This window comes from Dryocola baronae (assembly GCF_051297175.1).
Taxonomy (GTDB): domain Bacteria; phylum Pseudomonadota; class Gammaproteobacteria; order Enterobacterales; family Enterobacteriaceae; genus Dryocola.
The window spans coordinates 1,721,499-1,746,171 of the sequence record NZ_JBINNY010000001.1; the positions used below are offsets into that span (position 1 = coordinate 1,721,499).

Consider the following 24,673-nt stretch of genomic DNA (forward strand, 5'->3'; position numbering starts at 1 on the left):
GAAACGATTTAACGCTAATGATACTAGTGTAGTGACTGCCGGGCGCTGAAAAATGAAGGAAATATGGAAGAACGTATGGATAAATCCGATACCGCGCTTTTCTTCGAGACGCCTCGCAGGACTGACCTCCAACGATGGCTAACGGTAAAATCTGCTCATAAACTATAGCTTATAACTGGAATATAAATTATAGTTTATAAGGAGAGTGGGTATGACATGGACGGTAATCACTACACCACGTTTTGATGAGTGGTATCACGAGCAAAATGAAGCGCTTCAGGATCGCGTCCTACATTCGCTGGGGTGTTTACAATTTCTGGGACCGCTGCTGTCTCGCCCTTATGCCGATTCGGTGAAAGGATCGCGATTCAGCAATATGAAAGAGCTCCGGGTGCAGTACTGCGGTAGGCCTCTGCGTGTTTTTTACGCTTTTGATTTTGCGCGCCAGGCCATCTTGCTCTGTGCCGGAGACAAGTCAAATGATAAGCGCTTCTACGAAACGATGATTGCGGTTGCCGATAGCGAATTTGCTAAATGGTTGGAACTACGAGAGGAACAAAATGAAAAACTATAAAACGCTGGAAGAAATGCTCGCCCAGCTGCCGCCGGAGCGGCAAAAGCGCGTTGCTGAGGGCACCCAGGAGCTGATTCTGGAAAGCTGCCTGCATCTGATTCGTGAAGAGATGGGCTGGTCTCAAAAGCAGCTGGCGCTGGCGATGGGTATCAGCCAGCCAGCCGTTACCGCCATCGAACAGCGCGGTAACGAAATAAAAATCGGCACCCTGAAACGCTACGTTGAGGCGCTGGGCGGCACGCTTTCACTGCAAATTGAATTCCCGGAATCCGTGAAGCATTTAGGTGTCTGAGGGTTAGCCCCGGAACACCACTTCTGCCCAGCGCGCAAGGCCTGCGGTAACCGAGCCAAAATCATCGCCGCCCGCAAGCTCAATGCCCGGCAGCTGCTGTGCGAGCGCGTGCTTAATCATCGGCGAACGCGCGCTGCCGCCGGTGAGATAAATCACGTCCGGCTTCACGTTGCTGTTTTCAAGCGCCAGCGTTACCTGCTCCAGAATGCGCTGCAGCGGCTGGCTGATGGCGCTTTCCAGATCGGCCTGGGCAATCTCACAGCCCAGATCTTTGGCGATAAACGGCAGCAGGGTGGCAACCTTCGCGCTGTCGGACAGGGCGATTTTGCTCTCTTCCGCCGCGCGCACCAGGCGATAGCTCAGGCGTTGACGCCAGACTTTTTGCAGCCAGGCAACCTTGTCGGACTCGCGAGCGTCGCGCACCAGTTCATTGAGCATTCTGCCGTTGGCGGTGCTGTAGAAGTCGTTCTGCGCGGGCACGTCGTTAATGGCGACGGCGTTCCACCACGGCAGCACCGGCAGGGCAATCCCTTTCTCGGTCTGCCCGCCCATGCCGAGCAGCGGCGAAAGCTGCTTGAACGCCAGCATAATGTCGAGATCGTTACCGCCCACGCGGCAGCCGCTGTGTCCCAGCAGGCTGTGCTCGCGGTCGCGGCGCTTGTGCCACTCCGGGCCCATCAGCAGTACCGAACAGTCGGTCGTCCCGCCGCCGATATCCACCACCAGCACCTGTTTTTCCTGTGTCAGGGAGGCTTCAAAATCCAGCCCCGCCGCCACCGGTTCGAACTGGAACACCACGTCCTGGAACCCGGCACGGTGCGCCGCGCGTTCGAGAATGCCCTGCGCCTGCTGGTTGGCCTCATCGCCGCCCAGGCCCTGGAAGTTTATCGGACGGCCAATCACCGCCTGGCTGATAGGCTCGGCGACCTGGCTTTGCGCCTGGCTGCGGATATGTACCATCATGGCGCAGACCAAATCTTCAAACAGCGCGACCTGCTGCGGCTTGAGGCCGCTTGCGCCGAGGAAGGATTTCGGGGATTTGACGAAGTAGACTTCCTCCGGGTCCTCCATGTACTGGCGCAGCGAGTTCAGGCCGAACTGCACGCTGCCGGGGAGCACGTCGATATCTTCTTCGCGGTTAAACGACACGGCGCGGCGCAGCAGTGCCTGGGTTTCGTCGCCGGTGGCCGGAACCTGGTGGTGACGGTAGAGCCACTCGCTGACCGCTTCGCGCGTTGGGGCGCAGAGCATAGAAGGAAGCAGGGAGGAGCCGTTTTCCATTTCCAGCAGTTTCGGCGCGCCGTCGCGCATCACCGCAACGGAGCAGTTTGCCGTACCATAATCAAAGCCAATAAATTGCATAATATCCCCATGCCGGTGAGAAGGGGGGCGACTTTAGCGGAATGCGCCGCCGCGGGCAACTGAATATCAAAGCAAGGCAGGAATCGGCATTTGCTATTATGCTAAGCCCATCAAAACCCACGGGAATCGACTATGTTCGCACTTGTTTACCACCCGCCCTATGACTGGCAGTGGATGTTCGGCTTTCTCGCCGCCCGTGCGGTTGCGGGCGTTGAAACCGTGTCGCCAACCCGCTACTGCCGAAGCTTTGCCCTGGGCGCGCACCGGGGGCTGGTCACTCTCGAACCGGATGAGCAAAACCACCGGCTCAACGTGACCCTGACCGACGGGCTGCTGCCCGTTGCGGATGAGGTGTTAATAAGAGTGAGGCAGCTGCTGGACGTAGACCGCCAGCCGCAGCCGGTGTTGGAAAGCCTGGGCGAGCTGGCGCAGGCGAGGCCGGGCCTGCGGCTGCCGGGCTGCATGGATTCGTTTGAGCAGGCGATTCGCGCCATTCTCGGGCAGCTGGTGAGCGTGGCGATGGCGGCGAAGCTTGCCGGGAAGGTGGCGCGGGAATTTGGCGAACCGCTGGCGGGCTTCCCGGAGTGGCAGGTTTTCCCTTCCGCAGGCCGTCTTGCGGCCCTTGCCCCAGAACAGCTTAAGCCGCTTGGCATGCCGCTCAGGCGCGGGGAGGCGATTATTAACCTGGCGCGACTGGCCGCCGCCGGAGAGTTCCCGTTGACCCTCCCCGAGGACGTTGAACGCGGCGTGAAGCAGCTGATTACGCTGCCGGGGATCGGGAGCTGGACGGCGAACTATTACGCCCTGCGCGGCTGGCAGGCAAGCGACGTGTTTTTGCCCGACGATTATCTGATTAAGCAGCGCTTTCCCGGCATGACCCCCGCCCAGATCCGCCGCTACGCGGAGCGCTGGCACCCGTGGCGCTCCTACGCGCTGCTGCACATCTGGTACAGCGACGGCTGGGTGCCGGAAAGCCCCGCGCTTAGTTAATGCCGAAGTAGCTGGTGCTCAGCAGCAGGGGCAGCGGCTGCGGAGCGCTGATGTTTTCGCCGTAAATCAAATCAATGCCGATGCCGGACAGCGTGTCCATGACCATCGGCAGATCCGCAGGCCCGGCCAGCGTTTGCAGCATCAGGCGCTGGGCGTGGCCGTGAATAATGGTCACCATCATTTCGTCCATCAGGTTGCAGTGCACGTTCTGGATCAGCTGGCTGTCGATAAGGATATAGCTGAAGGTCTGGCGGCTGATGCGGTCGAAAATCTCAAGGTCGCGCCCAACGTGCGTCAGCACCATCTGGCAGCCCTTTTCGCGCAGGCGTTGCAGGTTGCTGTGCACCTGCTCATCGTCGACGATCAGGGTTTCACTGTTGATTTGCAGATGCAGCAGGCGCGCGGGTAGCGGGCTACGCGCGAGCATTCCCAGCAGCTCGTCGATAAAGCTCGCGCTGGCAAGCCCGGCGGGGGAGATAGGCAGCGCGACGCCGAAGCCCTTCTGCGCAACCTGGGTCGCGTATTCGCGGAAGAACTCGCCGAAGACGCGGCGATCCAGCGCGTGCTGCAGCTCGGCTTCGACCAGCCCGCTGCGCAGGCCGTGCTCTTCCACCACGTCGCCGTCGCTGTTCCAGAACTTGAGCGACAGCAGGTAGAAGCTGGTGGACTCCGGCACGCGCGGCGGTGCAGCCGCTGCCGCCACCATCAGCATCGCGTTATCGTTGATGATGCGCCACTTTTCCTCTATCGCCAGCTCGTTGCGGTCTTTGTGCATGTAATGCTGCTGGGCTTCATAAACCGTCACGCGCCCGCGGCCGCTGTTTTTCGAGGCGTAACAGGCGATGTCCGCCTGCGATAGCACCTCGGAGGCCACGCGGTTATTGGCGTCGATCTGCGTGATCCCGGCGCTGGCCCCGATGCGGTGCAGGCGGCCGTCCCAGATGAAGTGGTAATCGTTGATGGTATCGATGATCCGCCCGGAAATGTGGCGCGCGTTTTCCGCCGAGCAGTCCGGCAGCAGCAGGCCGAACTCGTCGCCCCCAAGCCTTGCCAGGAAATCGCCGGTGCGCAGCATGCTCATCATCAGCGAGGAAAGCTCGCGCAGCAGCGCGTCGCCCGCCGCGTGGCCTGCGGAATCGTTGACGGCCTTGAACCTGTCGAGGTCGATAAACACCAGCGCGTGGCGCTGACGGTTTTCGCTCGCGCTTTGCAGCAGGCGCTTCATGTGGTTTTCGAAGCTGACGCGGTTGGCAAGGTGGGTCAGACTGTCGTGCGAGGCGCTGTAGCTTAGCTGTTTGAGCATTTTGCGCGATTCCGTCACGTCCTGAATCACCAGCACCGAGCCGATGCACTGCCCGTCAAGCGTGGTCAGCGGCGTGATGCTGTAGTGAATGTCGTGGCTGCCGCCGTTGCGGCAGTGCAGCACCACGTCCTGCTCGATGGCCATCCGCGAGAAGTCGCCGCTGTGAATGTTCTCCATCACCGGCCCGCCGTCGCCGAAGGTGATGCGCAGAATCGTCAGAATGTGCTGGCCGATCGCCTCGTCCTGCGCCCAACCGCTGAGTTTTTCCGCCACCGGGTTCATAAAGGTGACGTTCATGTCGACATCGGTACAGATCACCGCTTCGCCGATGGAGTCGAGCGTGATGTGCAGGCGCTCTTTTTCCTGATACAGCGCTTCGTTAAGCTGCTTCACCTCGGTCATATCCATGTTGATGCCGAGCAGCCGCTCCACGTCGCCGTTTTTATTCAGCACGCGGTTGGCGAGCGAGCGGATATGGCGAATGCCGTCTTTTACCTTGATGCGGTATTCCATCTTGAACGGCAGGCGGGCCTGCAGCGATTCGCGGAGGATTTTTTCGGCCTGCGGCAGGTCTTCAACGAGTACGCATTCCGCCCACAGCTTATAGGTCGGCTTCATGTGCGGCGCGACTTCGTAGAGATCGAACATGCGCTTGTCCCAGCTGATCACATCGCTCGCCAGATCCCATTCCCAGATACCGATGCCCCCGGCTTCGTTAGCCAGCGTAATGCGCTCCATCAGGCGCTTATTGACCCATTCGGTGTGCTTGAGGTCGTTGATGTCTTCGATTTGGGCGATCAGGTAGAGCGGGGATTTGTCGGTATCGCGCACCACGGAAACCGCCAGCAGCGCCCACACCACTTCGCCCTGGCTGGTGTAGTAACGTTTTTCCATCGAATAGCTGTTGATGTCGCCCGCAATCAGCATATCGAGCTGTCGCAGGTCCGCGTGCAGGTCTTCGGGGTAGGTAATTTGCTGGAAGTTCAGCGCGCGCAGCTGGTCTGCGGTGTAGCCGAGGAACTTGCTGAGCGATTTATTTACCTGAATCCACTGGCCTTCAATCGATACCAGCGCCATGCCGATGGCGGAATATTCCATCGCGTTGCGAAACCGCGCCTCGCTTTCGGTGATGTGCTTGCGCTCTTCGCGGAAGGAGTACATCACCATGGTCATGACGTTCGCGGGCAGCAAAATCATCAGGAACGGCAGCCACGGGGCGTTGTCGACCACCGCCGCGTGCGGAGCCATCATCGAAACGCTGTTGGTCGCCATCATCAGCGACACCACCATCAGCGTGGCAAGAAAGATGATAAACGCCTCAAGGCGGGGCAGGCGAATCGCGCTCCACATCAGGAAGACGATGATAAACGTAAACGGCCAGGGCATGAAACGCAGCGCGAAGTAGCTGAGCATCAGCGTGATGATGAAGGTGAGCACCGTTTCGAGCAGCTGCTTCGGGTTGCGGTTGCGCAGGAAATACTGCGGCTTGATGAGCAGGCCGGTCGGGAGCAGGGCCAGCGCGCCTATGGATTCGGAAAGTACCCAAACCAGGAAATTTTTAAGCACCGTTCCGCCTGCCGGAGCCGCCAGCCAAATGGCCAGCAAGCCCCCGATAATCGGCGGAATAATCGCGCTGCACACCGCCAGCCGAACCCAGCTGTTGAGATTTTGCAGCGGATTTTTAGCCGATAGGAAATGGCGCATTAAGCCTGCGGCTATTAAAGCCTCAAGAAGGTTAATTGCCGTAAAGCCGAGATTAATTTCATTTAAGGGAATTAATACCGCCGTTGCCGCTACGCTTGCGGCAGAACAAATAAGCGCAATTAACGGCCAGCGGCGCGGCGGGTTGCGGAAAAAAGCAACCGTCATTATTGACGTTGGGAACCATAGGGGCGCAAGCACGGTGCCCACAAGACTTAATTCCAGAGAGTAAAGGGTAAAAATAAAGCTCAATAAACCCAGGCCCAGCAGGAGAAATCTGGGGGCGGTGACGTCTTTCTGATAGGTATTATTTTTGTTCATTCCCGCGAAATCCGTTAAGGCAGTGCCGCCAGGAGCATGCCCGGATGCAAAAATAGAATAGTTTCGGTTTATGCTAGTACAAACAATTTACAATTCCTATGGCGTGCGCTCATAATTTAACATCAACATGTTATAAATAAGTGCGCCTGCCCACGGCTTCTTTTCATTAATGCTTCTTTTATGCTGCTTTGCCGCAAATTATCCCCTCCCGGCGGGGCATATCCGCAGCGCACTGCCTGAACTTCGGGCGAAATATTCTGCCGGTGACCATTATTCTGGTATCAACCGGCGGTTGTCCCTATAATTGCCGCGTTTGACGCACCTCGCGTCGCCCTTCCATAACATTAAGTCAACAAGGCTCGTTAACAACATGACTGACAAGTCTCATCAGTGCGTCATCATCGGGATCGCCGGCGCATCGGCCTCAGGGAAAAGTCTTATTGCCAGTACGCTGTATCGCGAATTACGCGATCAGGTCGGTGATGAACACATTGGTGTCATTCCAGAAGACAGCTACTACAAAGATCAAAGCCATCTGTCGATGGAAGAACGAGTAAAAACCAACTATGACCATCCAAGCGCGATGGACCACAACCTGCTGTTCCAGCATTTGCAAATGCTCAAAGCGGGCAACGCCATAGAGCTGCCGGTTTACAGCTACGTGGAACACACGCGTACCGCGAACACCGTTCACCTGGTGCCGAAAAAAGTCATTATTCTGGAAGGGATTTTGCTGCTGACGGACGCCCGCCTGCGCGAAGAGATGAACTTCTCGATCTTCGTCGATACGCCGTTAGACATCTGCCTGATGCGCCGCATGAAGCGCGACGTCAACGAACGTGGCCGCTCTATGGACTCGGTAATGGCGCAGTATCAGAAAACCGTTCGCCCAATGTTCCTGCAGTTTATCGAGCCGTCTAAACAGTACGCCGATATCATCGTGCCGCGCGGCGGCAAAAACCGTATTGCCATCGACATTCTCAAAGCTAAAATTAGCCAATTCTTTGAATAATCACGCTACCTGATAGCGCAATGCGAGCGTATTCTGCCAACGAATGTTCGGAACACGCTCGCAAAATACAATGAATTCCCTGTAATTATCTGTCGTTCCGTGGCTATCTGCCGCCCGGTGTGGCAGGGTAAACATAACTGTGCTTGATAAGGAGAATCTGCGATGCGTTTGTGTGACCGCGATATAGAAGCCTGGCTTGATGACGGGCGATTAACGATTACTCCACGCCCTCCGGTTGAGCGTATTAACGGCGCGACCGTTGATGTCCGTTTGGGGAACAAATTCCGTACCTTCAGCGGCCATACCGCACCTTTTATCGATCTTAGCGGCCCGAAAGATGAAGTCACCGAAGCGCTGGAGCGCGTGATGAGTGACGAGATCGTGCTGCCGGAAGGCCAGGCCTTCTTCCTGCATCCGGGCGAGCTGGCGCTGGCGGTAACCCTTGAGTCGGTGACCATTCCCTCTGATTTGGTCGGCTGGCTTGATGGCCGCTCATCCCTTGCGCGTCTTGGGCTGATGGTTCACGTTACCGCGCACCGTATCGATCCCGGCTGGCACGGCTGCATCGTGCTTGAGTTCTATAATTCCGGCAAGCTCCCGCTGGCTTTGCGCCCGGGCATGATGATCGGCGCGCTAAGCTTCGAGCCGCTTTCTGGCCCCGCCGCGCGCCCTTATAACCGCCGCCAGGATGCCAAATACCGCGATCAGCAGGGCGCCGTGGCCAGTCGTATTGATAAAGACTGAGTTGACCCCCGTTCACTGAGGATTTTATGAGACGATTTCTAACCACGCTGATGATTTTGCTGGTCGTGATAGTGGCCGGTCTTTCCGCGTTGGTCCTGTTGGTCAATCCCAACGATTTTCGCGCTTATATGGTGCGCCAGGTTGAACAGCGCAGTGGTTATCAACTCACCTTAGACGGGCCTTTGCGCTGGCATGTCTGGCCGCAGCTCAGCATTCTTTCCGGGCGCATGTCCCTGACCGCGCCGGGCGCAAGCCAGCCGCTGGTTAGCTCGGACAACATGCGCCTCGACGTGGCGCTGATTCCCTTATTTTCCCACCAGCTCCAGGTGCGTCAGGTGATGCTCAAAGGGGCCGTAATTCAGCTCACCCCGCAAAGCGAAGAACGCAAGCCTCAAAATGCCCCGGTTGGCCCGGCGGGCAGCAATCCTCCCGCGCCGGAAAACGAGCTTGGCTGGTCGTTTGACATTGCCAAACTGAAAGTCGCCGACAGCGTTCTGGTGTTTCAGCATGCGGAAGATGAGCAGGTCACCGTGCGCAATATCAACCTGCAAATGGAGCAGGATGATAAAAAACAGGCGCACGTTGAGTTCAGCAGCCGCATCAACCGCGACCAGCGGGATTTAAACCTGTCGCTGGTTGCCGACCTTGACGCCAGTAACTTCCCGCAGCAGCTTAACGCGAAGGTAACCCAGCTTAACTACCAGCTTCAGGGCGCAGATTTACCCAAAGAGGGCATTTCCGGCGGCGGCACGCTGCAAATGAGCTGGGCCGATCCTGAGAAAAAACTGGTGCTGAGCAATCTCCAGCTCACCGCGAACGACAGCGACGTGCGGGGTTTGGCGAGCGTGGTGCTGGGCGATAAGCCGAAGTGGGCGGGGGAGCTGACTTCAGGCAACCTTAACCTCGACAAGCTGGTGGTGGGAACGCCTGCCACCAATAGCTCCGTGTCTCAGCAGGGGCAGCAGCAGAACACCTTGCCGCGTCCGGTGATTGCTCGCGGTACGGAAGACACCACCTATCGTAACCTTCGCGGCTTCGCGGCCGACGTGAAGCTTGCCGCAAAAAGCGTGCGCTGGCGCGGGCTGGAGTTTACCGACGTTCAGTCGGCCATCAGCAACGACTATGGGCATTTGAAAATCGCCGAGCTGACGGGCAAGTTTGGTAAAGGCGAAATGTCGCTGCCGGGCGAGCTGGATGCCACCGGCGACGAGCCGCAGCTGGCGTTTCATCCGCGCATCAGCAACATTGAAATTGCGCCAATCCTGAACGCCTTTGATTACCCCATCGCCTTATCCGGCGAGTTCTCGATGCAGGGCGATTTTACCGGCGACAAGCTAAATGCCGATGCCTTCCGCCACTCCTGGCAGGGCGACGCGGAAATCAGCATGGCCCATTCACGCCTGCAGGGCATGAACTTCCAACAGCTGATTCAGCAGGCGGTTGAGCGCAGCAACAGCAGCGTGAAGGCGCAGGAGAACTACGACAACGTCACGGTACTCGACGCCTTTACCACAAGCGTGGCGCTGGATAACGGCAGGCTGGACCTGAAAGAGATGAACGGCCATTCGGCGCTGCTCTCCCTGACGGGCGAGGGGACGATGAACCTGGTCAAAGAGGACTGCGACACGCGCTTTGCGGTGACGGTCACCGGCGGCTGGGAAGGGGACAGCAAGCTGATTGCTATGCTGCAGGATACCCCGATTCCGCTGCGCGTTTACGGCCCGTGGGAAAAGCTCAACTACAGCCTGCAGGTCGATCAGGTCTTGCGCAAGCAGCTTCAGGATGAGGCGAAACGTCGCCTGAAAGAGTGGGCCGACCGCAATAAAGACAGCAGCCGTTCGAAGGATATTAAGCAGCTGCTGGATAAGCTTTGATCGTAGCGGTGGATGGCGCTTGCGCTTATCCACCCTACAAATTCCACATCACGAACGTAGGTCGGGTAAGCGTAGCGCCACCCGACCTACACCCTACACCTCGTAATCCATCTAGTGGGCCGACCGCAATAAAGACAGCAGCCGTTCGAAGGATATTAAGCAGCTGCTGGATAAGCTTTGATCGTAGCGGTGGATGGCGCTTGCGCTTATCCACCCTACAAATTCCACATCGCGAACGTAGGTCGGGTAAGCGTAGCGCCACCCGACGCTACACCCTACACCTCGTAATCCATCTAGTGGGCCGACAGCAATAAAGACAGCAGCCGTTCGAAGGATATTAAGCAGCTGCTGGATAAGCTTTGATCGTAGCGGTGGATGGCGCTTGCGCTTATCCACCCTACAAATTCCACATCGCGAACGTAGGTCGGGTAAGCGTAGCGCCACCCGACCTACACCTTACACCTCGTAATCCATCTCCTCGTCATCCGCTAACGGCACAATCTGCACCTTCTGCACGCGGTGGCTTTCGACCTGCAGCGTTTTCAGCTGATAATTCCCCACCTGTACCGATTCCCCGGCGGTAGGGATCCTCTGCAAATACTCCATCAGCAGGCCGGCAATGGTGTGGTAGTTGCGCCTGTCGTCAAGCGGCAGCGGGATGTACTGCACCAGGTCTTCCAGCGGCATGTGGCCGTTGGCGGTCCAGCTGCCGTCCGGGTTTTTCTGGATGTCGTGGCGGGCGTCGATCTCTTCGACTTCGTTCGGCAGGTTGCCCGCAATGGTTTCCATGACGTCGCTTAACGTCACCACCCCTTCAATCGAGCCAAATTCATCCACCACAAACGCGAAGTGCGTGCGCGCGTTGCGGAACTGCTCCAGCGCCTGCAGCAGCGGCAGGGCTTCGGGGAAAATCAGCGGCTGGCGGATCAGCGACTCAAGGTCAAGCGGCTCGCCGCGCAGCGACTGGGTCAGCAGATCAATAACGTGCACCACGCCCAGCACCTCGTCGTTGTCGTCGGTGATAACGATGCGGGTATGCTGGTTTTTATCGAGGATCTCGCGTACGCGCTCGTCCGGTTCGCTGAGCTTAACGTGCTCCACGTCGTGGCGCGAGGTCATGATGCTGCTCACGGAACGCTGGTTAAGGTGCAGCACGCGCTCGATCATCAGCCGCTCCTGCGGATTGAAGATCTCGTCCTGCCTGTCGTGGTCGGCAATCAGCGAGGACGTCTGCGCGTCCAGCTCGGCCTCTTCTTTCTTGCCGTTCAGCAGGCGTAAAACCGCCTCGGCGGTGCGCTGGCGCAGCGACTGATTGGCGGACAGGAAGCGGCGGCGGTTGAAAATCGCCAGCTGGTTTAGCGATTCAATCATGACCGAGAAGCCGATAGCCGCGTACAGATAGCCTTTCGGGATCTGGTAGCCAAAGCCGTCGGCCACCAGGCTAAAGCCAATCATCAGCAGGAAGCTCAGGCAGAGAATGACGATGGTCGGGTGGCTGTTGACAAAGCGCGTCAGCGCCCTGCTTGCGAGCAGCATCAGGCTGATGGCGATGATAACCGCGGCCATCATGACGGCGAGGTGGTCGACCATGCCGACGGCGGTGATCACCGAATCCAGCGAGAAAACGGCGTCCAGGATAACGATCTGCACGACGACGGGCCAGAAGCGCGCGCCGCGCCGCTGGGTATGCGTTTCGCTGTCTTTACCCTCCAGCCGCTCGTTTAGCTCGACCGTGGCCTTAAACAGCAGGAATAAGCCGCCGAAAAGCATAATTAAATCGCGCGCGCTGAAGCCGTAACCGTGAACGTTAAACAGCGGTTTGGTGAGCGTCACCATCCAGGAGATGGACGCCAGCAGTACCAGGCGCATCAGCATGGCAAGAATAAGGCCCGTTACGCGGGCGCGGTCGCGCTGTGCAGGGGGAAGTTTCTCGGCAAGGATGGCGATAAACACCAGGTTATCGATGCCCAGGACCAGCTCGATGACCACCAGCGTCACCAGGCCCGCCCAAATTGATGGATCGGCAATCCATTCCATACGGCTTTAGGTACCTTCTTTCTTCAATTGATTGGGAATAAAAGTATGACAAATGTCACACTGAAATAATGGATAATCTGCGCTTAAAATGCAACGTTACCCTGAGATTAATCTTAACTAATGCACAAGAATAATGTTAATTAGCGATATACCCATTCAGTAACCGGGGTAAATAATTAAAATGTGTACAGAATAATACAGTCATATTTAATTATTATGACGCGGCGGCTATGAGATATATCTGTATATATCTCGGCTATTACTCTTTATTCATTTTTTGTCAATATAAAGAAATTCCTAAAGCGCGAGTTTTGCGGCGTTAATATTATTCTTAAAAGTATCTGTATTACGATAGGGCACCTTGCCTGCCGTAGGGTTAGCTGTAACAATCATTCGCAGTGTCTGACAATGGATGTATTTTTTATAATTGATTGGTGTGGCACTTAGCGCTTCATTACTCGTAACTCTGCCTAATTGATAAATATATACGGATTTATCTTAGGATCGGTGTCCTCATATTATCTGCTTTTGTTTCAGTGGTTTGGTGACTGTAAGCCAAGGGCGGTAGCATGCCCGAAGGCAAGAGTTTAAGCCTCAATTATTCTGTCAATAGGATGTCGGGAAATAAGCCAAATTTAGGACTGATGCCAGTTATTTTAGACAGTAAGTCATGTTCAATTCTTTAACTCGCCTCTCTGATAATGGGTCGCTTATTTTATTCGCTCAGGATAATTACTCTGCCATAGTGATAAATACTCAATGATAAAATACAAACTTAAATTGATGCCTTTATTGGTGTCGGTAACCCTGATGAGCGGTTGCACAGTTCTGCCCGGTAGCAATATGTCTACGATGGGAAAAGATGTTATCAAGCAGCAGGATGCAGATTTCGATCTGGATCGCATGGTTAACGTTTATCCGTTAACGCCGCGCCTTGTAGAGCAATTACGCGTGCGCCCGGCCGTCGCCCAGCCAAATATGTCTCTGGACCAGGAAATTTCGGCCTATCAATATCGCGTGGGGCCGGGCGACGTGCTCAACGTCACCGTCTGGGATCACCCGGAGCTGACCACCCCAGCCGGCCAGTACCGCAGCTCAAGCGATGCCGGTAACTGGGTGCAGTCCGACGGCACGATGTTCTATCCCTACGTGGGCAAAGTAAAAGTGACCGGCAAAACGCTTGCCGAGATCCGTAGTGATATTACCGGCCGCCTTGCGCAGTACATCGCTGACCCGCAGGTGGACGTTAATATCGCCGCCTTCCGCTCGCAGAAAGCCTATGTTTCCGGTCAGGTCAACAAATCCGGCCAGCAGCCCATCACCAACGTCCCGCTGACCATTCTTGATGCGATTAACGCCGCGGGCGGCCTGACGGATATGGCCGACTGGCGCAACGTGGTGCTGACCCATAACGGCCAGGAAAAGCGCATCTCCCTACAGGCGCTGATGCAAAACGGCGATCTGAGCCAGAACCATCTGCTCTATCCGGGCGACATTCTCTTCGTGCCGCGCAACGACGATCTGAAAGTGTTCGTGATGGGCGAAGTGAAGAAACAGACCACCCTCAAAATGGACTTCAGCGGCATGACGCTGACCGAGGCGCTGGGCCAGGCGGAAGGGCTGGATATGAGCGCGTCTAACGCCAGCGGCATCTTCGTTATTCGTCCGCTGAAAGGCCAGCAGGGCGGCAAAATCGCCAACATTTACCAGCTTGATATGTCCGATGCGACCTCTCTGGTGATGGGCACCGAATTCCAGCTGCAGCCGTACGACGTTGTTTACGTGACGACCGCGCCGGTAACGCGTTGGAACCGCCTGATCAACCAGTTGCTGCCAACCATCAGTGGCGTTCGTTATATGACGGATACCGCCAAAGATATCCATACATGGTAACGCGCTATGTTTAACAAAATTCTTGTGGTGTGTGTGGGGAACATCTGCCGTTCCCCTACGGGCGAGCGCCTGCTCAAGGCCTATCAGCCGAGCCTGACGGTGGAATCCGCCGGGCTGGGCGCGTTAGTCGGCAAAGGGGCCGATGCCAGCGCCGCTCGCGTGGCGCAGGAGCATAACCTTTCTCTGGACGGTCACCGCGCCCGGCAGGTTTCGGGCCGCATGTGTCGTGATTACGATCTGATCCTCACGATGGAAAAGCGCCATATTTCCGCCATCTGCGAGATGGCGCCGGAAATGCGCGGCAAGGTGATGCTGTTCGGTCACTGGGACGCGGAGCGGGAAATTCCCGATCCGTACCGCAAAAGCCGTGACGCTTTCGAAGCGGTCTATGACCTGCTCGACCTTTCCGCCCAGAAGTGGGCCAACGCACTCAACGCTCATCAGGGATAACAATGACTGACAAAGTACACCGTTCGAGCGCCTCGACCGAGGGCAATGACGAAATCGATATTGGCCGTCTGTTCGGCACCGTGCTCGAGGCCCGCTGGTGGGTGCTGGGGATCACGGCGGTATTTGCGCTGCTGGCGGCAGTCTACGCCGTTTTTGCCACGCCTATCTATAAGGCCGACGCGCTGGTGCAGATCGAACAGAACGCCGGTAACTCGCTGGTCAACGACATCAGCTCCGCGCTGTCCAACAAGCCTCCGGCTTCCGCCGCTGAAATGCAGCTTATCCAGTCCCGCCTCGTGCTGGGCAAAACCGTTGACGATCTGAACCTCGATATTTCGGTGGTTAAAAACACCTTCTGGCTGTTTGGCGCGGGCTGGGACCGCCTGCACGGCCGCCAGAACGACACGGTTAACGTCACCGACTTCACGCTGCCTGCGGGCATGGGCAAAGACACCTTCACCGTGGAAGTGCTTAGCCCGACCCAGTATCAGCTGACCAGCGACGGCGGCTTCAGCGCGAAAGGGCAGGTGGGCCAGGCGCTCAGCAAAGACGGCGTGACCATGAAGGTTGACGGGATCAAAGCGCAAAAAGGCGACACCTTTACCGTCACCAAATACTCCACGCTCGGTATGATTAACCAGCTGCAGGGCAACCTGACGGTGGCGGAAAATGGCAAGGACACCGGCGTGCTGAGCCTGTCGTTTACCGGCGAAGACAAAGACCAGATCCGCGCCATCCTCGACAGCATCACGCGCAACTACCTCGAGCAGAACGTTCAGCGTAAGTCAGAGGAAGCGGCGAAGAGCCTGAAATTCCTCGCCGAGCAGCTTCCGGAAGTGCGCAGCCGCCTCGATGCGGCGGAGAACAAGCTGAACGCCTATCGCCAGCAGCAGGATTCCGTCGATCTGTCGCTGGAGGCGAAGTCCGTGCTCGACACCATGGTGAACATCGACGCCCAGCTTAACGAGCTGACCTTCAAAGAGGCCGAGATCTCCAAGCTGTACACCAAGGCGCACCCGGCCTACCGCACGCTGCTGGAAAAACGCCAGACGCTGGAAGACGAGAAAAAGCGCCTGAACGGCCGCGTGACCGCGATGCCGAAAACCCAGCAGGAGATCGTGCGTTTGACCCGCGACGTGGAGTCCGGCCAGCAGGTTTATATGCAGCTGCTGAATAAACAGCAGGAGCTGAAAATCACCGAGGCCAGCACCGTGGGCGACGTGCGCATCGTTGACTCCGCTATCGCCCAGCCGGGCGTGGTGAAGCCGCAGAAGGCGCTGATCGTGCTGGGTGCGATTATCCTTGGCCTGATCCTGTCGATTGTCGGCGTGCTGCTGCGCTCGCTGTTCAACCGCGGCATCGAAAGCCCGGCGGTTCTGGAAGAGGCGGGCCTGAGCGTTTACGCCAGCATTCCGCTGTCCGAATGGCAGAAATCCCGCGACAACGCCACCGTGCGTAACGTCAAGGGCGCGCGCCGCAACAAGCAGAGCCAGCTTCTGGCGGTGGGTAACCCTACGGATCTGGCGATTGAGGCCATTCGCAGCCTGCGCACCAGCCTGCACTTTGCCATGATGCAGGCCACCAACAACGTGCTGATGCTGACCGGGGTTAGCCCGTCTATCGGTAAAACCTTCGTCTGCGCCAACCTCGCGGCGGTTATCAGCCAGACCAACAAGCGCGTGCTGCTTATCGACTGCGATATGCGCAAGGGCTATACCCACGAGCTGCTGGGCACCACCAACGTCAACGGCCTTTCCGACGTGCTGGCCGGGCAGGGCGAAATTACCCGCTGCGCGCAGAAAACCTCGGTGCCGAACTTCGACCTCGTGCCGCGAGGCCAGGTGCCGCCGAACCCTTCCGAGCTGCTGATGAGCGAGCGTTTCGCCGAACTGGTGAAGTGGGCAAGCGCGCACTATGACCTGGTGCTGATCGATACCCCGCCAATCCTCGCGGTCACCGACGCCGCTATCGTTGGCCGCCATGCGGGCACCACGCTGATGGTGGCGCGCTACGCGGTCAACACGCTCAAAGAGGTGGAAACCAGCGTGAACCGCTTCGAGCAGAACGGCATTCAGGTGCGCGGCGTGATCCTCAACTCCATCTTCCGCCGTGCGGCGGGCTATGACGATTACGGCTACTACGAGTACGAATACAAATCTGACGCTAAATAAGCCTGCGCTAAATGGCGGGTGGCGCAGGCTTTCCCGCCCTACGTTTCGCATCCGTAGGGTGGATAAGCGACAGCGCCATCCACCGCGAAAGCCGCACTTTTCTCATCAACGAGACTTTTTTGGGGAGTGTTATGAATACCACTACATCGCGCCCGCTTATTTCTATTTATATGCCGACCTGGAACCGCCAGCAGCTGGCTATCCGCGCAATCAAGTCCGTGCTGCGCCAGGATTTTGCCAGCTGGGAAATGATCATCGTGGACGACTGTTCTTCTTCGTACGAACAGCTTCAGCGCTTTGTCGAAGAGCTTGGCGACGCGCGCGTGCGCTACACGCGCAACGACTACAACTCCGGCGCCTGCGCGGTGCGCAACCAGGCGATTCGCCAGGCGACGGGGGAATTTATTACCGGCATCGACGACGACGACGAGTGGACGCCAAACCGCCTGTCCGTTTTCCTCGAGCACAAGCATCAGCTGGTCACTCACGCGTTCTTATACGCCAACGACTATGTCTGCGAAGGGCAGGTTTATTCGCAGCCGACCAGCCTGCCGCTGTACCCGAAGTCGCCGTATTCCCTGAAGCTGTTTTACAAGCGCAATATTATCGGCAACCAGGTTTTCACCTACGCCGACCGCTTTAAAACCTGCCTGTTTGATACCCAGCTGGCGGCGGCGCAGGACTACGACATCTTCCTGCGCATGGTGGTGGAATACGGCCAGCCGTGGAAAGTGGAAGAAGCCACGCAGATTCTGCACATCAACCACGGCGAAATGCAGATCACCAAATCGACGAAGAAATTTGCCGGCTATTTCCACTTCTATCAGAAGCACAAGGACAAGTTCGACCGCGCCAGCAAGAAATACCAGCTGTTTACGCTCTACCAGATCCGCAACAAGCGCATGTCGCTGCGCACCCTGCTGGCGCTGCTGACCGTGCGCAATACCAAGCGCCTCGCCGACGGACTACGGGGGAAATAATCGTGCTGGAAGACCTACGCGCCAACGCCTGGAGCCTGCGCCCGTGCTGCATGGTGATGGCCTATCGCATCGCCCATTTCTGCTCGGTGTGGCGCAAGAAAAACGTCATCAACAATATCTGGGCCGCGCCCGTTCTGCTTATTTACCGCTTTGTCACCGAATGCCTGTTCGGCTATGAGATTCAGGCCGCCGCGACCATTGGACGACGTTTCACAATCCATCACGGTTACGCGGTGGTCATCAACAAGTTTGTGGTTGCCGGGGACGATTTCACCATCCGCCACGGCGTGACCATCGGCAACCGCGGCCAGAGCCTGGCCTGCCCGGTCATCGGTAACGGCGTCGAGCTTGGCGCGAACGTCATCATTATTGGCGACATTACCGTGGGCAATAACGTCACCGTCGGCGCGGGCAGCGTGGTGCTGAACAGCGTGCCGGACAACGCGCTGGTGGTCGGTGAGAAAGCGCGAGTGAAGGTAATTAAATGAATATTATGCAATTTAACGTGCGCCTCGCCGAAGGCGGGGCTGCGGGCGTTGCGCTGGATCTCCATCAGCGCGCGCGTCTTGCGGGGCTTTCCTCGCGCTTTATTTACGGCTACGGCAAGGGCGGCAAGAAAAGCGCCAGCCACGACAGCTTTGCTAACGTAGAAAAACACACGCCGCGCCTGACGTCGATTGCCAACATCGTGCTGTTCCGCTTCTTCAACCGTGACCCGTTTGGCAACCTGAATAACCTTTATCGTAAAGTCACCCGCACCAGCGGCCCGGTTGTGCTGCACTTTCACGTGGTGCACAGCTACTGGCTGAACCTGGAAGAAATGGTCTCTTTCTGCCAGCGCGTCAAATCCCACAAGCCGGACGTGACCTTCGTCTGGACGCTGCACGACCACTGGAGCATCACCGGGCGCTGCGCGTTTCTCGACGGCTGCGAAGGCTGGAAAACCGGCTGCCAGAAGTGTCCGACGCTCAGCAACTATCCGCCGGTAAAAGTGGACCGCGCGCACCTGCTGGTGGACACCAAGCGTCAGCTGTTCCGCGAAATGCTGGCGCTGGGGTGCAGCTTTATCTCCCCGAGCCAGCACGTGGCCGACGCCTTCAACCAGATTTACGGGGCAGGGCGCTGCAACATCATTAACAACGGCATTGACGTTGCCACCGAGGCGATTCTCGCCGAGCTGCCCCTGACCCAGGAAAGCCACGCGAAGCCGAAAGTGGCGGTAGTCGCCCACGACCTGCGCTACGACGGCAAGACCAATCAGCAGCTGGTGCAGGCGATGATTGCGCTCGGCGACGACATCGAACTGCACACCTTCGGCAAGTTCTCGCCGTTTGAAGGCCCGAACGTCGTTAACCACGGCTACATGACCGACAAAAAAGCGCTGATGAGCGAGCTTAACGAGATGGATTCGCTGGTGTTCAGCTCGAAGGTGGACAACTACCCGCTGATTCTGTGCGAGGCGCTGTCCATCGGCGTGCCGGTCATTGCCACCAAAAGCGAGGCCGCGGACGAGGTGCTGTGCAAGGTAGGCGGCAAAACCTTCGGCGAAGCGCAGGTATTGGAACTGGTGAAGCTACCGAAGGCCGAGCTGGCGCAGCAGGTTTTCGGCATGGATCTACCGAGCTTTAAGGCTACAAGCCGCCGCTCATACAGCGGGCAACAGATGCTGGAGGAGTATGTCTCGTTCTATCAGAATCTGTAGCTATCTGCTGCTGCCTTTCATCTACCTGGTGGTCAACGTCAAGCTGGCCTCGCTGGGTGAAAGCTTCCCGATAACTATCGTGACCTTCCTGCCCGCGATTTTATTTTTGTACATCGACCGCATCAGCGTCAAAAAGCTGATGATTGCGCTGGGCATCGGCGCGGGCTTAACCGCTTTTAACTACATCTTCGGCCAGTCGCTGGACGCCAGCAAATACGTCACTTCGACACTGCTGTTCGTCTACATCGTGCTGATTCTGGCGATGACCTGGAGCTGCAGCTTCAAAACGATTTCAATCCGCAATCATCGAAAGATACTGCGCCTGTTTTATGGCGTGGTGGGAATAATCGTTACCCTGGCCGCGGCGGAAATGGCGCAGATCATTCTTACCGGCGGCAGCAGCCTGATTGAGAAAATTTCGAAGTTTCTTATTTACAGTAATAGCTATGTTCTGAACTTTATTAGCTTTGGCGGACGACGTACCACCGCGCTTTATTTTGAACCGGCGTTTTTCGCTCTGGCGTTAATCTCAATTTGGCTCAGCATCAAACAGTTTGGTATCAAAACCCCGAAAACTGATGGTATGATTCTTTTAGGGATTATCCTGTCAGGATCGTTCTCAGGGGTGATGACCTTCATCCTGTTTTACCTTCTTGAATGGGCATTCCAGTACCTTAATAAAAGTGCCATAAAGAAGAAGTTGCCGCTGGCGATTATTTCTTTATCAGTGTTTTTAGTGGGGTTAATTTTCGCCTTCCCTTATATCGCCACACGTCTTGGTGATTTAGGAACAGAAGGTTCGTCATCTTATTATCGTATAATTGGCCCACTGGCTATGGTGGGGTATTCCCTGACGAATATTGATGGCGTGGTGCGCTTTGGATCTTTATACGAATATGTCGCATCATTCGGAATCTTTAACGGTGCGGACGTCGGTAAAACAGTAGACAATGGTCTGTATCTGCTGATTATTTATTTTTCCTGGTTCGCAGTGTTATTGACGATTTGGTACATGTGGAAAGTCTTTAAAATGATGCGCACGGCGTTTGGAAATAATGAAAACTTCCGCGTGCAATTATGGCTTTTTACGCCAGTATCACTGTTTTTTACCGGTTCAATTTTTAGCCCGGAATATGCTTTCTTGATTGTGTGCCCATTTATTTTGCGCAAGGCTCTCAAGATTACAAACTCCTGATGAGGCGATTGCCATGTTATTAAGCGTTATTACCGTTGCCTGGAGAAATTTAGCCGGGATTGAAAAAACCTGGCGGTCGCTGGCTCACCTGGCGCAGGCTTCCGACATTACCTTCGAGTGGATCGTGGTCGACGGTAACTCGCAGGACGGCACGGCGGAGTTTCTGGAAAACCTTAACGGGCAGTACAACTTACGCTACGTCAGCGAAAAAGATAACGGCATCTACGATGCGATGAACAAGGGCATTGATATGGCCCAGGGGCGCTACGCGCTGTTCCTGAACTCCGGCGACATCTTCCACGAAGATATTGCAAACGTGGCCCGTAAGCTTGCAAAAATGCCCGCTGACGACCGGGCGATGATTATCGGCGACGCGCTGCTGGACTTCGGCGACGGCACAAAAATCGAGCGTCGCGCTAAGCCCGGCTGCTATATTTACCACAGCCTTCCGGCCAGCCATCAGGCCATATTTTTCCCGCTTTCGGGGCTGCGTAAATATCCCTACGACCTGCAGTATAAAGTCTCTTCTGATTACGCGCTGGCGGCCCGTATGTATAAAAACGGCTATGCGTTTAAGCGCGTTAAGGGCTATGTCTCCGAATTTTCCATGGGCGGCGTTTCCACCTCAAATAATATGGAATTATGCCGCGACGCAAAAAACGTACAGCGCAAAATATTAGGCGTGCCGGGATTTATTGCCGAACTGTCATTCAAACTTCGTATGAGAACCACCGGCAAAGCTAAGGCGTTATATAACAAAGCCTAAGCCCGTAGGTCGGATAAGCGTCAGCGCCATCCGACAAAAATAAGGAATTATTATGCAAGACCTAAGCGGCTTCACCATGCCGAGGGGCTTTCGCGGCGCAAACGGCATAAAAGTGCAATTGTGGTGGGCCGTTCAGGCGACGTTATTTGCCTGGTCACCGCAGATTTTATACCGCTGGCGCGCATTTTTATTGCGCCTGTTCGGCGCAAAAATTGGTAAAGGCGTGGTGATTCGTCCGTCGGTAAAAATTACCTATCCGTGGAAATTAACGCTCGGCGATTACGCCTGGGTAGGGGACGACGCGGTGTTATATACCCTTGGCGACATTACCATCGGCGCGAATTCCGTAGTGTCACAAAAGTGTTATTTGTGCACCGGCAGTCACGATTATTTGAGCGAGCATTTTGATATTACCGAGACGCCGATTGTGATTGGCGAGAAATGCTGGCTGGCAACGGACGTATTTGTTTCTCCCGGCGTAACGATTGGTGATGGCACCGTCGTGGGCGCAAGGAGCAGCGTTTATAAATCATTACCGGCGAATGCCGTTTGCCGGGGAAACCCAGCAGTGAAAGTACGCGATCGAGTTTTGTAGCCCTGTAGGCCGGATAAGCCTGCGCCATCCGACAAAGCGGTGGATGGCACAGCGTTTATCCACCCTACGGACCCACAAATAAGAACCTGGTTTAACAGAGGAAAATCCATTATGACTAAAGTAGCGCTCATCACGGGTGTAACCGGACAAGACGGCTCCTATCTGGCAGAACTGCTGCTGGAAAAAGGTTACGAAGTTCATGGCATTAAGCGTCGTGCTTCTTCTTTCAACACCGAGCGTGTTGACCATATTTACCAGGATCCGCATACCAGCAACCCGAAATTCCACCTGCACTACGGCGACCTGACCGACAGCTCCAACCTGACCCGTATTCTGCAGGAAGTGCAGCCGGACGAAGTGTACAACCTGGGCGCGATGAGCCACGTTGCGGTTTCCTTCGAATCCCCTGAATACACCGCCGACGTCGACGCCATGGGCACGCTGCGCCTGCTGGAAGCGATTCGTTTCCTGGGCCTCGAGAAGAAAACCCGTTTCTACCAGGCTTCTACCTCCGAGCTGTACGGCCTGGTGCAGGAAATCCCGCAGAAAGAAACCACGCCTTTCTACCCGCGCTCCCCGTATGCGGTAGCGAAACTGTACGCCTACTGGATCACCGTGAACTACCGCGAATCCTACGGCATGTATGCGTGCAACGGCATTCTGTTCAACCATGAATCCCCACGCCGTGGCGAAACCTTCGTCACCCGCAAAATCACCCGCGCGATTGCCAACATCGCTCAGGGCCTCGAAAAATGCCTGTATCTCGGCAACATGGACTCCCTGCGCGACTGGGGCCATGCGAAAGACTACGTGAAAATGCAGTGGATGATGCTGCAGCAGGACAACCCGGAAGACTTCGTGATCGCCACCGGCGTGCAGTATTCCGTGCGCCAGTTCGTGGAAATGGCTGCCGCCCAGCTCGGCATCAAGCTGCGCTTTGAAGGCACCGGCGTGGACGAGAAGGGCATCGTTGTCTCCGTGACCGGCCACGACGCGCCGGGCGTTAAGCCGGGCGATGTGATTGTCTCCGTTGACCCGCGTTACTTCCGTCCTGCCGAAGTGGAAACCCTGCTGGGCGACCCAACCAAAGCGCACGAGAAGCTGGGCTGGAAGCCAGAAATCACCCTGCAGGAAATGGTCGGTGAGATGGTAGCGAAAGACCTGGAAGCGGCGAAGAAGCACTCTCTGCTGAAATCCCACGGTTACGAGGTTGCCATCGCGCTGGAGTCCTGAGCATGAATAAAAAACGTATCTTTGTTGCCGGCCACCGCGGGATGGTCGGGTCGGCCATCGTCCGCCAGCTTGAGCAACGCGATGACGTGGAGCTCGTGCTGCGTGGCCGTGACGAACTGAACCTGCTGGACGCCGAGGCGGTAAACGCTTTCTTCGCCGACGCGCGTATCGACCAGGTTTACCTGGCCGCCGCAAAAGTGGGCGGTATTGTGGCGAACAATACCTACCCGGCGGATTTCATCTACGAGAACATGATGATCGAGAGCAACATTATTCACAGCGCGCACAAGCACGACGTGAATAAGCTGCTGTTCCTCGGTTCGTCGTGCATCTACCCGAAGATGGCCAACCAGCCGATCGCCGAGAGCGAGCTTTTGCAGGGCACGCTTGAGGCGACCAACGAGCCGTACGCGATTGCTAAAATCGCCGGTATCAAGCTGTGCGAGTCCTACAACCGCCAGTACGGTCGCGACTACCGCTCGGTCATGCCGACCAACCTGTACGGGCCGAACGACAACTTCCACCCGAACAACTCGCACGTGATCCCGGCCCTGCTGCGCCGCTTCCACGAGGCAACCGAGCAGAACACGCCTGACGTGGTGGTGTGGGGCAGCGGCACGCCGATGCGCGAGTTCCTGCACGTTGACGACATGGCGGCGGCGAGCATTCACGTGATGGAACTGGACCCGGAGGTGTGGGCCGAAAATACCGAGCCGATGCTTTCGCACATCAACGTCGGCACCGGCGTGGACTGCACCATCCGCGAGCTGGCGCAGACCATCGCCAAGGTGACGGGCTACCGTGGCCGCGTGGTGTTCGACGCCTCCAAGCCTGACGGCACGCCGCGCAAGCTGCTGGACGTCACCCGCCTGCGCCGCCTCGGCTGGTATCACGAGATTGCCCTGGAGCCTGGCCTTGCCAGCACCTACTGGTGGTTCCTCGAAAACCAGTCCCGGTTCCGGGGGTAAGCATGTTTCTGAGTCAGGAAGATTTCGCCACCGTTGTTCGCGCAACGCCGCTGATCTCCATCGATCTCGTTGTGGAAAACCCGGCAGGGGAATACCTGCTGGGCCTGCGTACCAATCGCCCTGCCCAGGGCTTTTGGTTCGTGCCGGGCGGCCGCGTGCAGAAAGATGAAACGCTGGCCGACGCCTTCGCTCGCCTGACCGAGGCCGAGCTGGGGCAGCGGTTCACGCTTGCCGACGGTGAGTTTTACGGCGTGTGGCAGCATTTCTACGACGACAATTTTTCCGGGAAGGATTTTTCCACCCACTACATCGTGCTCGGTTTCCGCCTGCGGGTGGATGACGCGCTCAAATTACCGGACGCACAGCACAGCAGCTATCTGTGGTTAACGCCTGAGCAACTGCTGGCGCGCGATGACGTACACGAAAACAGTCGCGCCTATTTCCTCGCGGATAAATGCGCACAAACTCCGGGCTGTTACACGAAATCATTCGGCCTGGGTCAAGGCGGCA

Annotated in this window: 20 protein-coding genes and 1 pseudogene; 18 read left to right on the forward strand and 3 right to left on the reverse strand. The window is 56.7% G+C overall.

Features of this window, described 5'->3' with window-relative positions; all coding sequences use genetic code 11:
• Positions 1–211 precede the first annotated feature (211 nt).
• Both ACSPHG_RS08015 and ACSPHG_RS08020 read left to right on the forward strand, forming a co-directional pair.
• On the forward strand, positions 212–574 hold the full coding sequence (locus ACSPHG_RS08015) for a type II toxin-antitoxin system RelE/ParE family toxin (RefSeq protein WP_435952957.1): 363 nt from the start codon (positions 212–214) through the stop codon (positions 572–574).
• On the forward strand, positions 561–866 hold the full coding sequence (locus tag ACSPHG_RS08020; RefSeq protein ID WP_435952958.1) for a helix-turn-helix domain-containing protein: 306 nt from the start codon (positions 561–563) through the stop codon (positions 864–866). The genes ACSPHG_RS08015 and ACSPHG_RS08020 overlap by 14 nt, the downstream gene beginning before the upstream one ends.
• A 3-nt stretch (positions 867–869) precedes the next feature.
• On the opposite strand, the gene yegD is transcribed toward ACSPHG_RS08020, so the two are convergent.
• The gene (gene yegD, locus ACSPHG_RS08025) at positions 870–2,228 is read right to left on the reverse strand and encodes a molecular chaperone (protein ID WP_435952959.1); all 1,359 of its coding nucleotides are present in this window, start codon (positions 2,226–2,228) and stop codon (positions 870–872) included.
• Between the two features lie 132 nt (positions 2,229–2,360).
• On the opposite strand from yegD, the gene alkA reads away from it, so the two are divergent.
• The gene (alkA, locus tag ACSPHG_RS08030; RefSeq protein WP_435952960.1) at positions 2,361–3,218 is read left to right on the forward strand and encodes a DNA-3-methyladenine glycosylase 2; all 858 of its coding nucleotides are present in this window, start codon (positions 2,361–2,363) and stop codon (positions 3,216–3,218) included.
• Here alkA and ACSPHG_RS08035 read toward each other — a convergent pair.
• A complete protein-coding gene (locus tag ACSPHG_RS08035) occupies positions 3,211–6,543 on the reverse strand; it encodes a diguanylate cyclase (protein ID WP_435952961.1) in 3,333 nt (1,110 codons plus the stop codon). The two genes, alkA and ACSPHG_RS08035, sit on opposite strands and share 8 nt — an antisense overlap.
• A 370-nt stretch (positions 6,544–6,913) precedes the next feature.
• On the opposite strand from ACSPHG_RS08035, the gene udk reads away from it, so the two are divergent.
• The 3 genes from udk to asmA all read left to right on the forward strand — a co-directional run bounded on the left by udk (position 6,914) and on the right by asmA (position 10,173).
• Positions 6,914–7,555: a uridine kinase gene (gene udk, locus ACSPHG_RS08040; protein ID WP_435952962.1), complete on the forward strand. Its 642-nt coding sequence runs from the start codon at positions 6,914–6,916 to the stop codon at positions 7,553–7,555.
• Positions 7,556–7,717: 162 nt separating this feature from the next.
• Entirely contained in the window at positions 7,718–8,299 is a 582-nt protein-coding gene (gene dcd, locus ACSPHG_RS08045) for a dCTP deaminase (protein WP_435952963.1), read from the forward strand.
• 26 nt (positions 8,300–8,325) lie between these two features.
• A complete protein-coding gene (gene asmA / locus ACSPHG_RS08050) occupies positions 8,326–10,173 on the forward strand; it encodes an outer membrane assembly protein AsmA (RefSeq protein ID WP_435952964.1) in 1,848 nt (615 codons plus the stop codon).
• Between the two features lie 456 nt (positions 10,174–10,629).
• Here the strand turns inward: asmA and ACSPHG_RS08055 are convergent, their stop codons facing one another.
• On the reverse strand, positions 10,630–12,210 hold the full coding sequence (locus ACSPHG_RS08055; protein ID WP_435952965.1) for a TerC family protein: 1,581 nt from the start codon (positions 12,208–12,210) through the stop codon (positions 10,630–10,632).
• Between the two features lie 759 nt (positions 12,211–12,969).
• On the opposite strand from ACSPHG_RS08055, the gene ACSPHG_RS08060 reads away from it, so the two are divergent.
• The 12 genes and pseudogenes from ACSPHG_RS08060 to ACSPHG_RS08115 all read left to right on the forward strand — a co-directional run.
• Complete coding sequence (locus tag ACSPHG_RS08060) at positions 12,970–14,103, forward strand: polysaccharide export protein (RefSeq protein ID WP_435952966.1); 1,134 nt, start codon at positions 12,970–12,972, stop codon at positions 14,101–14,103.
• A 6-nt stretch (positions 14,104–14,109) separates the two neighbouring features.
• A complete protein-coding gene (gene wzb / locus ACSPHG_RS08065) occupies positions 14,110–14,553 on the forward strand; it encodes a low molecular weight protein-tyrosine-phosphatase Wzb (RefSeq protein ID WP_435952967.1) in 444 nt (147 codons plus the stop codon).
• Between the two features lie 2 nt (positions 14,554–14,555).
• A complete protein-coding gene (gene wzc, locus ACSPHG_RS08070) occupies positions 14,556–16,724 on the forward strand; it encodes a tyrosine-protein kinase Wzc (RefSeq protein ID WP_435952968.1) in 2,169 nt (722 codons plus the stop codon).
• Positions 16,725–16,855: 131 nt separating this feature from the next.
• Positions 16,856–17,704 carry a colanic acid biosynthesis glycosyltransferase WcaA gene (gene wcaA, locus ACSPHG_RS08075; protein ID WP_435952969.1) on the forward strand — a complete coding sequence of 283 codons (849 nt, stop codon included), beginning with the start codon at positions 16,856–16,858 and terminating at the stop codon, positions 17,702–17,704.
• A gap of 2 nt (positions 17,705–17,706) precedes the next feature.
• On the forward strand, positions 17,707–18,192 hold the full coding sequence (gene wcaB, locus ACSPHG_RS08080; protein ID WP_435952970.1) for a colanic acid biosynthesis acetyltransferase WcaB: 486 nt from the start codon (positions 17,707–17,709) through the stop codon (positions 18,190–18,192).
• The gene (wcaC, locus tag ACSPHG_RS08085; RefSeq protein WP_435952971.1) at positions 18,189–19,406 is read left to right on the forward strand and encodes a colanic acid biosynthesis glycosyltransferase WcaC; all 1,218 of its coding nucleotides are present in this window, start codon (positions 18,189–18,191) and stop codon (positions 19,404–19,406) included. Before wcaB ends, wcaC begins: the two co-directional genes overlap by 4 nt.
• Positions 19,381–20,601 carry a colanic acid polymerase WcaD gene (gene wcaD / locus ACSPHG_RS08090; protein ID WP_435952972.1) on the forward strand — a complete coding sequence of 407 codons (1,221 nt, stop codon included), beginning with the start codon at positions 19,381–19,383 and terminating at the stop codon, positions 20,599–20,601. The genes wcaC and wcaD overlap by 26 nt, the downstream gene beginning before the upstream one ends.
• 13 nt (positions 20,602–20,614) lie before the next feature.
• Entirely contained in the window at positions 20,615–21,367 is a 753-nt protein-coding gene (gene wcaE, locus ACSPHG_RS08095; protein WP_435952973.1) for a colanic acid biosynthesis glycosyltransferase WcaE, read from the forward strand.
• Positions 21,368–21,419: 52 nt separating this feature from the next.
• Positions 21,420–21,962, forward strand: a complete 543-nt coding sequence (gene wcaF, locus ACSPHG_RS08100; RefSeq protein ID WP_435952974.1) for a colanic acid biosynthesis acetyltransferase WcaF — start codon at positions 21,420–21,422, stop codon at positions 21,960–21,962.
• Between the two features lie 111 nt (positions 21,963–22,073).
• A complete protein-coding gene (gene gmd, locus ACSPHG_RS08105; protein WP_435952975.1) occupies positions 22,074–23,195 on the forward strand; it encodes a GDP-mannose 4,6-dehydratase in 1,122 nt (373 codons plus the stop codon).
• A gap of 2 nt (positions 23,196–23,197) precedes the next feature.
• A complete protein-coding gene (gene fcl, locus ACSPHG_RS08110) occupies positions 23,198–24,163 on the forward strand; it encodes a GDP-L-fucose synthase (protein ID WP_435952976.1) in 966 nt (321 codons plus the stop codon).
• Positions 24,164–24,165: 2 nt separating this feature from the next.
• Positions 24,166–24,615, forward strand: a pseudogene (locus tag ACSPHG_RS08115) (GDP-mannose mannosyl hydrolase); the annotation flags it as partial.
• Positions 24,616–24,673 lie beyond the last annotated feature (58 nt).